10 protein-coding genes are annotated in these 13,401 nt (G+C 35.2%); 4 read left to right on the top strand and 6 right to left on the bottom strand.

What is annotated here, in order from left to right:
* Positions 1–87 precede the first annotated feature (87 nt).
* The 3 genes from AAGD79_RS00050 (at position 88) to AAGD79_RS00040 (ending at position 5,456) form a co-directional block, all read left to right on the top strand.
* Positions 88–3,465: a peptidase M2 gene (locus tag AAGD79_RS00050; RefSeq protein WP_341811378.1), complete on the top strand. Its 3,378-nt coding sequence runs from the start codon at positions 88–90 to the stop codon at positions 3,463–3,465.
* Positions 3,466–3,482: 17 nt separating this feature from the next.
* On the top strand, positions 3,483–3,638 hold the full coding sequence (locus tag AAGD79_RS00045) for a hypothetical protein (protein WP_341811377.1): 156 nt from the start codon (positions 3,483–3,485) through the stop codon (positions 3,636–3,638).
* Positions 3,639–4,151: 513 nt separating this feature from the next.
* Positions 4,152–5,456 (top strand): collagen-like protein, encoded by a 1,305-nt coding sequence (locus AAGD79_RS00040; protein ID WP_341811376.1) that lies wholly within the window; start codon positions 4,152–4,154, stop codon positions 5,454–5,456.
* Between the two features lie 744 nt (positions 5,457–6,200).
* On the opposite strand, the gene glyA is transcribed toward AAGD79_RS00040, so the two are convergent.
* From glyA to AAGD79_RS00020, 4 genes are all read right to left on the bottom strand, one after another.
* The gene (gene glyA / locus AAGD79_RS00035) at positions 6,201–7,478 is read right to left on the bottom strand and encodes a serine hydroxymethyltransferase (RefSeq protein ID WP_341811375.1); all 1,278 of its coding nucleotides are present in this window, start codon (positions 7,476–7,478) and stop codon (positions 6,201–6,203) included.
* Positions 7,479–7,518: 40 nt separating this feature from the next.
* Positions 7,519–8,739: an MFS transporter gene (locus AAGD79_RS00030; RefSeq protein ID WP_010081954.1), complete on the bottom strand. Its 1,221-nt coding sequence runs from the start codon at positions 8,737–8,739 to the stop codon at positions 7,519–7,521.
* Positions 8,740–8,874: 135 nt separating this feature from the next.
* Positions 8,875–10,101: an MFS transporter gene (locus AAGD79_RS00025; protein ID WP_338976831.1), complete on the bottom strand. Its 1,227-nt coding sequence runs from the start codon at positions 10,099–10,101 to the stop codon at positions 8,875–8,877.
* A 184-nt stretch (positions 10,102–10,285) separates the two neighbouring features.
* Positions 10,286–10,447 carry a hypothetical protein gene (locus AAGD79_RS00020; RefSeq protein WP_006280042.1) on the bottom strand — a complete coding sequence of 54 codons (162 nt, stop codon included), beginning with the start codon at positions 10,445–10,447 and terminating at the stop codon, positions 10,286–10,288.
* 142 nt (positions 10,448–10,589) lie between these two features.
* Between AAGD79_RS00020 and AAGD79_RS00015 the strand changes: the two genes are divergently transcribed.
* Positions 10,590–11,078: a hypothetical protein gene (locus tag AAGD79_RS00015; protein WP_006280043.1), complete on the top strand. Its 489-nt coding sequence runs from the start codon at positions 10,590–10,592 to the stop codon at positions 11,076–11,078.
* Between the two features lie 45 nt (positions 11,079–11,123).
* Here AAGD79_RS00015 and AAGD79_RS00010 read toward each other — a convergent pair whose 3' ends face one another.
* Both AAGD79_RS00010 and hemE read right to left on the bottom strand, forming a co-directional pair.
* Positions 11,124–12,317, bottom strand: coding sequence for a pyridoxal phosphate-dependent aminotransferase (locus tag AAGD79_RS00010; RefSeq protein ID WP_341811374.1), 1,194 nt, complete (start codon positions 12,315–12,317; stop codon positions 11,124–11,126).
* A gap of 68 nt (positions 12,318–12,385) precedes the next feature.
* Positions 12,386–13,381 (bottom strand): uroporphyrinogen decarboxylase, encoded by a 996-nt coding sequence (gene hemE, locus AAGD79_RS00005; protein ID WP_410541950.1) that lies wholly within the window; start codon positions 13,379–13,381, stop codon positions 12,386–12,388.
* Positions 13,382–13,401 lie beyond the last annotated feature (20 nt).

Raw genomic sequence — 13,401 nt, 5'->3', positions numbered from 1 at the left:
ATTATATTAATACAGGGATTTACGTTTTTTTTAGGGAAATTACTTTATGCTTGATATTGAAAGATCAGCAAATTAGAGGTTAAAATTATGACAATTAGTCAACAAGTAAATAAAAATATAATTAAAGCAGAATATTTCAACAATAACGGCAAAGGGTTTAATTCGCCACATGTTATAGAAGTTGAAGATTTAAATATTAAAGTAGAGGTTTATTCTCACAATTTAAGAGCAAGTAAAGTTGCTAACATTGAAAGTGAGATAAGAGAAACAGCTACTAATTTTAAAAACGCATTCGAGTTAGAACGCGGCAGTTCAGAACAAACATTTAAAATTTACATGTTTGATGACAAGGATGATTACACTCACCTTGGCGGAAGCGAGCGTTTCGGTTCTTACCTTGGAGACGAAGGTGGTAAATGTTACTACAAAGGGAAAGCTGACGTTTTTGCTGAAATGTACGTCTACCAGCAAGGTGGCATTCATAACCTTCAGCATGAATTTGCACATGGTTTAACTTACTTGGCTACAGGAGGCAAATCTTTACCTACAGTATTAATGGAAGGAATTGCAGACTACTTTGAGCATCATTCAGATCATAAATTCAATTCTCAAGGATCAAGTATCGACAAAACTGAAGCTGCAAATTTGGATTTAGATAAAATTTTAAGTTTAGAATACTCAAAGGACAGCGAAGCAAATAGCTTGGTTTATAAAACAGGTCATGCGTTGATAATGTACTTACAGGAAAAAGATCCTAGTTTATTAAGAGACTACCTAGATGCTTTACGTCAAGGTAACTCAGATGAGTCAAAAAGTTTCTTGAAAGACATAAAAGGACACGATACTGACTTCAAAAGTTGGCTTGCTGAGAATGATACAGAAACTGCAATGGAACATCTCAACGCTTTGCAAGTTACAAAAGGAGATTTCATAGCAATTGGTCAAGAAATAGTGGGTGGAGAAATTAAAAACGTATCCTACTATAAAGCAAATATAGAAAAAATGGATGGAGAAAACGTTGGAAGTTTTTCTCCTGTAGAACACGTTGCATTTTATGATGTTGCTCGTGCTATAAATAGGGCAACAAATGATACATTTGATATATCAAAGGAATATCATTTCCTCAAGGTAGTAAAAACTTCCGATGGACAGGATAAACTAACTTACTCTGACCAACAAGGTAATGAGTACCGAAACAGTCTAGAGTATAAAAATCAGGCTTTTAGAATGCTATCAAAGTATGATGAAAATTTAAAGAAAGCTTATGATGATGCATTAAAAAATCTCGATGAGCAGAGGCAAATGGAATATCCCAAGATAAATAAAGAATATAGCGAAGGGAAGATTTCTTACGAAGAGTATTCAGACAAATATTATTCAATTCCCTCCAAATATGAGGAATTAAAAAGTACCTTACTTGATAAAACCATAAACACTGGCTTAGAACAAGTAAAAGCGACTAAGAACATCGACGTAGAAAAGATGTTAGGAGAGATGATCAACATCGATTCAAACTTGATAAGAGGTACAAATCATATTGATCTACAAGAAGGTAAGATTTTTTCTATGCAAGCTCATGGTCAAGGAGATATGGGTGCACTGTCTATATATGACGGAAATACAAAGCTTGGAGAATTATTGAGCGAATCAGGATTTTTTAAGCAAGTTGAAGGCCAAACTAAAGAAACTTTCGTTTTTGAGGATATATTGCACAACTTAAATGTTTCATACGAAGGCGGTGCTTACATGGCAGTTACAAAAGAAAATGGTCATTATAAAGCTTCCCTAATAGATGGCAGAACAGTTGAACGCGATGAATACTTTGATGAAGCGCATTTACATGAAAATGAATTGTTGCATCCTAGCACTGGACACATCCAAAAAGATTTAGATTCTCTGCTTCTTAGAGGTACCAAAATTTTGAATCATCAGGATTCAGAACATGCACAATATTCTGATGAGCAAAAGGCAAATGGAGTAATCGTGGAAAAAGGAAAATTACTGGATAATAAGGGAACAGATAGGACAGACGATGATGTATATGAAGCTGTCGTAAAGCAAGGAGACGAGCGCTTACATGAATTTAAAAATATGGGCTTTTATATTACCGAGAAAGGTGATCTATTTATTCATGACCATGGAGCAAACGTAAGGTTTCAACTACCACAAAGTATTACTCACCTAAAATTAGTGGAAAAAGATGGAGCATATAAGCTTGTTCCGGTGACGAAAGATGGGAATGAACATCCAGTAGGTATGCCAAATATATCAGACGAATATAGATATATAGATCCAATATTTGCACATGAATATGAAAAGAGAGATTATTCCCATAAACATGTAAATGTGGGCCTTATAAACTTAGAGAAATATGGCTCTGGCAAACTTTTTGCTATAAAGTACGACCCAAATGATTACCACATACAAAGAAACTCTAGCGGTGAAATAGTTAGAATAAAAGATCAAACATATTTCACTAAAGTAAAATTGTTTGATGGCGACGAAGAAATTGGAATGTTATCTAATAACTTCCATAACTTCAAAGGTAAAATATTCTTTTCTGCTGACTACAACTACAGTTATAACGATTTCCTAGCATCTGTTTCTCCTCAAGTTGAAATTGAGGATATGGGAAATGGAAGTAAAAAAATAACTTTCGATCAAGGTAGTGGTGATATCGGTGATACTAATAGAGGCTACACGGACTATCAGAGAATATATACAAAAACCGAAAGTCCAAAAGGGCAAGTAAGTGAAACTAAGACAGAAGTTCATAGTACTACTAATGTTGTTGCACAAGCTGCTGAAGAGAAAACTGCATCAAACGACAATAGTGAAATGCAGTCTGATCAGCCACAAATTCCAACAAGGGCAAAAAGGTCAGCTTCAGTGGAGGAGAAAGAGCAAGAACAGGTAGTATTAAAAGACACAATTCTCAAAATAGAAAAGAGCTACGAGCAGGACTCAGAAGGGAAGCATAAGGCAAATGTAACGATAAATTATAATGATGTGAAAGCCTTGTATGATAGAGCGGAAGGAGCAGAAAAGCAATCTGTGTTAGATTTTTGGAACAAACTGCACACATCAGATTATAAGGTTGGTGCTTTGCCGGAAGACAAATACTATTTTGAAAAAGGCAAATTCGTAATCCACGATAGTGGCACAAAGAAGCTTATAGTGTTACCTGAAGATAAGGTGTCCATCAAGATAATGAAGGATGGTGATAGTTATAGTTTAGCTATATCAAGTGGTAATGGCAAAGTAATAAACAGCATTAGTAAAATAGATAATCCAAATTACGAATTGCTGTCAGATTCAAGTCATTTCAATTCAGGGGAGCAAGATAATATTGTATTATCAGATCAACATCACGAATATAATCTTTATCTAGAGAATGGTTTTGTGAAAATGTTCGATTGCGCAAGCGATCACATTTATCACGACCACAACTCGGCCTATATCTAATACATACAAGGAGGGCAGTGCCCTCTTCTTGTCATTCCAGTGTCAAGCACTGCCGTCTTGGATGGAAACCAGCGTCACGCCCTGGAATGACAGGGTTTGTCATCCGAGTAGCCCCTTCGGTGTCATCCCAGTGCCCAGACACTTGGATGGCTTTGTTGCATCGCTACTTATGAAAGGCTAACTATAATTAGGATTATAAGCAACCTATTGAAAATCTTGTTTTTTTGCAATCAATCTGATCAAATTTAAGAATAGTAATTTGTTATTTATATTAATAAATTTAATTCTATTGAAAATAGCTAAAGCATTGAAATTCTTGAATTTTAGCCGGATTGGTAAATGGTAGTGAAATTTCTTTTACTCAAATTTAGGTATTCATTGACCGTTCTTGTTATAAATACCAGAATAATAAGCTACTGATATTCCCTATCTTTTTTATCTTTAATCCATCATAGCTAGCGATGCAACAAAGCCCACTGGGATCCAGAAAACTTAACTTTAAATAAGTGGCTGCATAATAAAGGCTGGATTCCAGACTGGAATGACATCATCTGCTACACACTTGAATGACAAGAGAAGAATTCTGAAACAACAAGTTTCAAGGAAATCTTATGTAAAATCTAGCATTAACAAAAATTATACTATTTTCATGCATGCTATGGTTTTTGTAATTAATGGAGGGTGATATGGCGTTGAGTGAAAAATTGAGTACAATAGATACAATAGAAAACCTTGCAACTAACAAAAATTTTTTAGGAAAATTGATAGTGGAACTCAATAAAGGTGCTAATGATAAAGGTATATATACTAAAAAAGGTGTGGATGATGAGTTGAGAAAGAAAGCTAATACTGCAGATGTTTACACTAAAAGAAATGTAAATGATGAGTTGGCAAAAAAAGCTGACAAGAATTACGTCGATGCTGAGCTAGGAGAGAAAGCTGGTGCAGCTGATCTAGCCAACAAAGCTAATACTGCAGATGTTTACACTAAAACTGATGCAGACACTGCTTTTGTCAAAGCTACAGAGCTTAAAACAAAAGCTGCAGCGAAAGATGTCGTGGATGCTATAATTGCTTCTACTGATTTTACCGATAAAGTATACACTAAAAATGATGCAGATACTGCGTTTGTTAAAACTGCAGATCTTGCAACAAAAGTTGCAAAAAAAGCTGTTGTGGATGCTTTAATACCAGAATTAGCAAAAGGTGATGATGATAATGGTATCTATACTAAAAAAGGTGTTGATGACACGTTTCTTAAAACTGCAGATCTTGGAACAAAAGTTGCAGAAAAAGCTGTTGTGGATGCTTTAATACCAGAATTAGCAAAAGGTGATGATGATAATGGTATCTATACCAAAAAAGGTGTGGATGATGCATTTGTTAAAACTTTAGGACTTACAGATACGCTAAAAACAGAAGTAGTAAAACAGCCTGTTGTGGATGCTATAACTGCTTCTCCTGATTTTACAAATAAGGTATATATTAAAGCTGCTCCAGCCGATGAAGTTTACACTAAAACTGCTGCAGAGACTGCTTTTGTTAAAGCTACAGAGCTTAAAACAAAAGCTGCAGCGAAAGATGTCGTGAATGCTATATTTGATGCAAAAGACGGCGACAAATCAATTTTAGTGGATAAATTAGGAGGATTTCTTGATGCTACTGACACAGCGTATGGTGACAAAAATGATCAAACAGCAAAGGTGTTCTTAGGAGGTAAAGGGCTAAAAGGGGAGACAGGAGCCACTGGTCCTAAAGGAGCAGATGGTAAAGATGGAGCTCAAGGCCCACAAGGAGAGACAGGGGAGACAGGAGCAGATGGTAAAAGTCCAATAGCTGCTGAAATAGCTGCTGAGAAAGCCTTACAAGAGCATGTAACAAAGATAAGCATACAAAGTCCAGAATTTAAAAGAGCTGTGCAAGAGGAAATGTCACAACCGTATTTTGAGCCTCCAACAAGTGATGATGCTGCACTTAATTGGACTTGGTAATACAGCTTAGATCCAAGTAGTCACGCTACTTGGATGACGTCATATGGTCCTCTGATGACGGAAAAAGGACTCGGATAACACCCTACAATGTCATTCCAGCGCGTGACGGTGGAATCCAGCCTTTTCATAATCATTAAAATGTTGTATTTTAACATAAAACGGCTACTTTTATGCTTACCAACTTAATAAAATTCCTGGATCCCAGTGTCTGGGCACTGGGATGACACCCTACTAGCAGAAGTTACTCTCAAATGTTTGTTCATGTTAGCTACAAACATTAAGAAATTTACCAAACGAAAAAAAGGCAAAAGAAGCCCTAGTCATTGTCTATTTTCAGTATTGGCGTTTTTTAAGTCTTAAACACTGCAATTTAGCTGCTTTTAAATGCAACTCATCTTAGTTTAAATGTTTAAGAAATTTACTAAGCAGAAAAAAAGGCAAAAGAAATCCCGTATTAGCTAGTTGTCACTCTCTAATCCTGCAAATTGGCGTGCTATACTGTCTTAAACGCTTTATAAGCGCGTTTCAGCTTATATAGGTAAAAACCCAGAAATGTTGTGAAGACGTAGGGTGCGCATAGTGCAAAAAATTAAAAATAAGACGCCAATTACGTAATACTGTTGTCGTTTAATCTGCACAGATTGAAGATAAATGAATACCTTCAGTTTCATGATAAGAGGGCTGGCGAAGGGTGTCAAGTAAGTTTTTTCGTTTCTACCAGCTACTTGGATGACACCACATAAATTAATAAATAGGAAAATTACTACAAATCTTTTCAACTTTAGTTTTCACCGTTCTTTCAATATCAGGGCTATTTCCGCTGATTAATCCTTGAATTACTTCATTCATTAGACCAGCTATTTCTTTAAAATTTTCTGCCTCAAGTCCGCGTGTTGTCTCAGCAGCGGTGCCAAAACGGAGCCCTGAGGTGATGGTTGGCTTTTCTGTGTCAAATGGCACAGAGTTTTTATTGCAGGTAATGCCAGCCCTCTCAAGGCTATCTACAACGTCTTTTCCAGTTAATTTCTGCGATCTTAATTCAACTAGCACTATATGAGAGTCAGTGCCACCGGTTATAATGTCGAGTCCATGCTTTTGCAATTCTTGAGCTAGTACTTTCGCATTTTCCACGACTTTCTTGCTATAAGTTTTAAATTCTGGCGCCAATGCTTCTTTAAATGCAACAGCTTTTGCAGCTATCACATGCATAAGTGGCCCGCCCTGCAATCCTGGAAAAACTGCAGATTGAATTTTTTTGTGTAATGCTTCATCATTGGTCATCACTATTCCACCACGAGGACCACGCAAAGTTTTGTGAGTTGTGGAAGTCATAACATGTGCATATTCAGCAGGGGATGGATATTCGCCCGCTGCAATAAGCCCTGCATAGTGAGCAATGTCTGCAAGCAAATAAGCACCAACTTTATCTGCAATCTCGCGAAAGCTTTTGAAGTCCATTTTTCTTGGATAAGCAGAAGCACCAGCTATGATCAATTTCGGTTTATTCTCCAGCGCCAGCTTTTCTATCTCATCCATATCCAGCAAGTAAGTGTCTTTATTCACTGTATATTGAATTGACTTAAACCATTTACCAGAAAGGCTTGGTGCCGCACCATGAGTTAGATGCCCACCGCAATTCAGTGACAATCCAAGTATCGTATCACCTGGAGTAAGCAGTGAAGCAAATACCGCCTGGTTTGCCTGAGAACCAGAATGAGGTTGAACGTTTGCAAATTTAACACCAAACAACTTACAAAGTCTTTCTATAGCCAGACTTTCAATTTTGTCCACATGCTCACAACCACAGTAATATCTTTTACCTGGATAACCTTCTGCGTATTTATTAGTCAGAAAAGAGCCTTGTGCCTCCATTACCGCTTTGCTTGCAAAATTTTCTGATGCAATTAATTGCAATTGTGATTTTTGGCGTTGTAATTCTTTTTCTATAGACTGATAAACCTCGTTATCAAAAGACTTTAAACTATTTTTAGAGCCACAGATTTTTTTTAAAACACTCATCATAGATCAAACCTCGCTTTAATTTTAAGATGCACAAGCAATTTTAAGACTGCTTATCCTGCTTTTTTAACCATAAGAGCCCAAAAACAGCTATCAGCAAACATACAGGAATAATAGATGTTGCTTTTATCAGCAATTCAGCACTATACACAGGATTTCCTTGTATCACTGTCCTATCCCAACACAAATCTATTATTTTTGCGATCCCAGTGTGAAAAAAATAGCCAAAAACCATGACTATCATATTTGACACAGCTGTAGTTAATCCTATTAAGTTATTATTTACATAACTTAATGCTTTGTACAGTGTTACTATTTGATATCCAGAAGCGAAACCTATAACAAGAAGTGCAGGCAATACAATATACAATCCGCCAGCCTGTGTAAAAAGTAAAAGGAAACTAGCAATCATTGCAAAGGAACAGACAATAATAACTTCATAATGTCTATTTGGATATTTTTCTAATATGTGAGCAAAAGAGAGCAATCCAGCTGCAAATCCTACATATATAACAGAAGAAATTGAAGACGCTAGATCACCGGCCATTTGATATACCTCACATAAAAAAGCTTTTGTCCAAGCATCAGCAAAACCTTCTAGTGGACCTACCATTAAGCCACCAAAAAAACTAATTAGAATGATATATTTATTGAAAAGCACAGTTTTTAGATCCTTCATGCTAATTTTTTCTTTTCGAAAGTCGTAAGCATTGTAAGGAATAACTAAAAATAAAGATAAAGCGAGTAAGAAACCAAACCCTGAAAGAATATAAATTACGTAATTCCAACCAAACTCATCAAGCAAAAGTTCTATTGGTAGACCACCATATATTGCCCCTAATAGCCCTATAATAACAGATATGCTTGCCATTTTTGCTGATTTTTCTCGCGGAAAATACATACTGGCAACTTTAAATACTCCTATTACTGACGCAGAAGAGCCAATCCCAACAATTATTCTACCTAATACTGAATAATACCACTCATCAAAGCACACAAGAGGTAATGTTCCAATAGATACCAAGACAGCACAAATAGGTAAAACAATTTTTGGACCGAATCTATCAAAACAAAGACCAACAGGGATATGAACTAGTGTAAATCCCACATAGTAGAGACCATTAAATTGCCCTAAATCTGCAATGCTTATATTAAATTTTGTTATTAATACAGGCGCAATTATGTTTGGCATGACACGTAACACATACTGGTATGCATAGAAAAGAGATACTATCAACCATACAAAAAAATTACTTTTCGACATACCTACCACCTAATAAAACCCTATTACAATTAAAACAAAAATATCAAAGTAAAATAAAGTATTATATTTCATAATAACAAGAGCCTTAAATTAGTACATCTAACGATTTTATCATACGAGCCTTCGATAAATTATCTACTTATTACAATCAACTTCTCTAAAATCTTTATTTTTTAACCATAAGAGCCCAAAAACAGCCACCAGCAAACATACAGGAATAACTGATGTTGCTTTTATCAGCAATTCAGCACCATACACAGGATTTCCTTGTATTATTGTTCTATCCCAACACAAATCTACTATTTTTGCGATCCCAGTGTGAAAAAAATAGCCAAAAACCATAACTATCATGTTTGACACAGCTGTAGCCAGGCCTACTAAGTTATTATTTACATAACTTATCGCTTTGTAAATGGTAACCACCTGATATCCAGATGTGAAGCCAATAATAAAAAGCGTAGGTAATACAACATACAAGCCACCAATCTGAGTAAAAAGCAAAAGAAAACTAGCGATCATTGCAAATGAGCATGCAATTATTACTTCATAATGCTTATTTTTATATTTTTCCAATAAATAAGCCAAAGAGAATGATCCTGTTAACATTCCTATCAATATTACGGAAGAGAGAGAAGATGCCAAGTCTTCATTCATTTTATATACTTCAAAAAAGAATGCTTTCACCCAACCATCGGCAAAACCTTGCATTGGACCGACCATGAGTCCACCAAAAAAGCTAATTAGAATAATATGCTTGTTGAAAAGTATGTTTTTTAAGTCTCTAATGCTAACTTTTTCCTGTTGAGCATTGCTTTCAGGCGTTACTAAGAACAGCAACAGAGCAAGTAAACACCCAAATGCTGAGAATGTATAGATAACATAATTCCAGCCAAATTTATCGAGTAAGAAGTCTAAAGGTAACCCGCCACATATCCCTCCCAAAATTCCTATAATTATAGATAAGCTGGCCATTCTTGCTGATTTTTCTTGCGCAAAATACATGCTTGCAACTTTAAAGATTCCAATTGCCGAAGCGGATGACCCAATTCCCACAATTATTCTTCCAATTATTGAATAACTCCACTCATCAAAGCATATAAGCGGTAGTGTTCCGGTAAATGTCAAAACGGTACAAGCAGGTAAAACAAACTTTGGTCCAAATCTATCAAGGAAAAGACCAATAGGTATATGAGCTAGCGTATAGCCTACATAGTATAACCCACCAAACTGGCCAACATCTGCAATACTTATGTTAAATTTTGTTATTAATTCAGGCGCAATTATGTTTGGAATTACGCGTAATATATATTGGTATGCATAAAACAGTGACGCCAACAACCAGATTAAAAAATTCCTCTGCAATACTTTACCCCAAAGCTAGCATTATAGATACTCTGTTTATAGAAAACAATATTTTTATGAATACTTATTTTAATTTACCGGAATTTTATACAGTTGAACTCATAGCCAACATAAGTAGTTTATGCATTAACTAAATTTTCCAGGTTCAAGTTTGGATGATGGAAAAAGTTCACTTTTTCTATTTTTAAAAGAGACCTTTTATTTTACTTATAATTTTTTCTACCATATCTACAACTGGCTCATGAATAAGGTATATGAAAAAAATTACACCACAAATGATAAGTATATTTATGATTTTACCCTTATTCATCTTTATCTTGAGCTTCACTTTTGTTACAAGATCCATTTTATTTATGTTTTTATTTCATGCTGACAATTATATCTTAAATACCATAATTTTCAGTAAAATTTGACTTCAGAAGTATTCTATTAATTCAATATTAACCTTTTTATGTGTAAAATAGTTAATATAATATTAAAGCAGGCTGATGAATATAAGCACGATAGATAATACGCTGCAAAATTACATAACAAAATACATTGAACAAACATTCGCTACACACGTGCTAGGCAATAGATACGACAAATTGTATAGGAAACTTCTAAGTGGTATAGAAGAGATAATAAAGCTTGCTGTAAATGAAGCAAAACACTACGATGAAAATTTAGAAGATCTATATAACGATTCAAGATTTAATAAGAAATTTATTCAAGCTGTTGCTAAACATCAGGTATCGGAATTTTTAAATACTTATCCGAAAAGAAAAGAAATTGTTGCAGAATTTTACAATGAACATCACATTAACGAAAGTGATTTAAAGACTCTGGAAAAGGGGAAAGATTTAGTAAATAAAATAAATAACATTAACTTACTGCAACAAAATGAAAAAAATGAGGAATTCAATATTAGAAAGACACTTGCTCAATCAATAAAAATGCCTTCCATAGAAAAACACAAGTTAGAACATTCAAAATAACCTTGGCGAAGTATGGCAAAATATACAACTTATGGATAGTCTATTTCATTTTAACTCCTGGCACGCTTTAGTAATACTATCACATCCAATTTCTAATTGTTCCTGAGAGGTTGCATAAGAAATTCTGATAAAATTTTCTAGACCAAATGCAATTCCTGGAACCACAGCAACCAAATGATCTCCCAGTAAGTATTCAGTAAAATCTAAATCATTATTTATTATCTTACCACTTTTTGTGCTTTTACTGAGCAATCCTTCACATGAGACAAATAAATAAAACGCACCTTGTGGAACAGACGCTGATAATCCCGGGGCAGAATTTAGCTCTTTCACCATAAAATCTCTACGACTCTTAAAAATCCTTGTTCTTTCTTTCAAAAAACTATGATCACCGTTTAATGCTGCTGCTGCTGCTGCTTGTGCTATCGAATTTGGATTAGAAGTGCTTTGAGACTGCAGCGTAGAGATAGCTTTTACCACATCACTTCTACCTGCAATATACCCTATTCTCCAGCCTGTCATTGCATAGGCTTTTGATACTCCATTGACTACAAAAACTCTATCATAAAGCTTCGGCTCAACCTGAGCGATAGTAAAAAACTTTTCGTCGTATATTATATGCTCATAAATATCATCTGTAACGACATTCATATGTGGATATTCAAGCAATATTTGTGCTATGTCTTTCAATTCATCACATGTGTACACAGCTCCTGCAGGGTTGTTCGGTGAGTTAAGAATTAACCATTTAGTTTTTTTAGTTATCCTGCTTTTCAATAATTCCGCTGTCAGTTTAAAATTTTGTTTGCATTCTACTACAACTGGCAAGCCGCCAAAAAGACTTACCATATCAATATATGAAACCCAATAAGGAGCTGGAATAATAACTTCATCTCCAGAGTTAATTGTTGCCATGAACAAATTGAATAACACCTGCTTAGCACCTGTACCAACACAGATTTGGTTAAGCGTGTACTCGAGGTTATTATCCTTTCTTAACTTATTAACTATTGCTTCTTTCAGCTCACGCGTTCCATCAACAGCAGTATATTTAGTCTTACCTTCACTTATTGCTTGAATAGCTGCTTTTTTTATATGATCTGGAGTATCAAAATCCGGTTCTCCTGCAGCTAAAACACAGATCTTTTTTCCTTCATTTTTCAACTTATTTGCCTTATCAGTTACAGCAATCGTAGGTGATGGTTTTATTAGGGACATTCTTTTTGCAAGGTCTGACATATCTTACTGAAGCTAAATTCAAATTATAAACCCCGTACAACAAAAAAGCTAGAATTTTGTGTATTGTATTAGTAGCTTTTTACCAGGTTTACCAACGAAGCAATATTTTCAACTGGAGTATCAGGGAGTACTCCATGTCCGAGATTAAATATGAAGGGTAAATCTCTAAAGCAATCTATTATACGTTTTGCTTCTTTGATTGCTTCCGTTTTATTATAGGCTAAAAGATTAGGATCAAGGTTTCCTTGTAGAGGGATGTTTAGATTCGCTTTCGCCCATTTTATTGGAACATTATAATCTATACTTACTGCAGATACACCTGTTTGTTCGCAGTAATCTTTATAAAGATTTCCAGCAGACCTTGGAAAACCTATTATTGGAAAATCAGAAAATCTATCCTTTATTGCCAAGATAATTCTCTTTGTTGGTTCGATAACATATTCTTTAAACAATGGTTCCGATAACACACCAGCATTACTGTCAAATAGCTGAATAACATCTGCTCCAAATTCTATCTGTTTAATTAGATAAATAATCGTTACTTCCGTTATTCGTTCAATTATTTCCTTCAAACACGAAGGATAAAAATTTAATACTTTGGAAAAAGTTTTGCTGCTCCCACCTTCTATGATGTATGAGGCTACTGTCCATGGTCCACCAGCAAATCCTATGAGAGATTTTTCTTTTGGTAATTGGCTTCTGACTTTTTTTATAGCGTTTAGAATTGGTAAGGTTTTAGTTTCAATTTCTTGTGGACCCTTCAATTCCTTAGGACTTTCCACGGGTTTTATTATTGGACCTACACCGCGTACGAAATTCACGTCACAACCCAAAACATCAGCTATTATTAAAATGTCTGAAAAAATTATCGCCGCATCCATGTCAAATCTTGTCACCGGCTGTAACGTCAATTCTGTCACTAAATCTGTGTTGTAGCATATCTCCATAAAATTATTCATATTTTCTACTGCTTTGCGGTACTCAGGAAGAGACCTGCCAGCCTGACGCATTAGCCAGATAGGCACTCTTCCACCCGGCTCATTTCTCTTAATAATTTTCGCTATTGTTGTTTTGCCGCTTTCCA

Source organism: Wolbachia endosymbiont (group A) of Oxytorus armatus, assembly GCF_964027005.1.
Lineage (GTDB): Bacteria > Pseudomonadota > Alphaproteobacteria > Rickettsiales > Anaplasmataceae > Wolbachia > Wolbachia pipientis.
The sequence above is the reverse complement of the archived record's forward strand: the minus strand, read 5'-3'. Positions and strand labels throughout refer to the sequence as shown.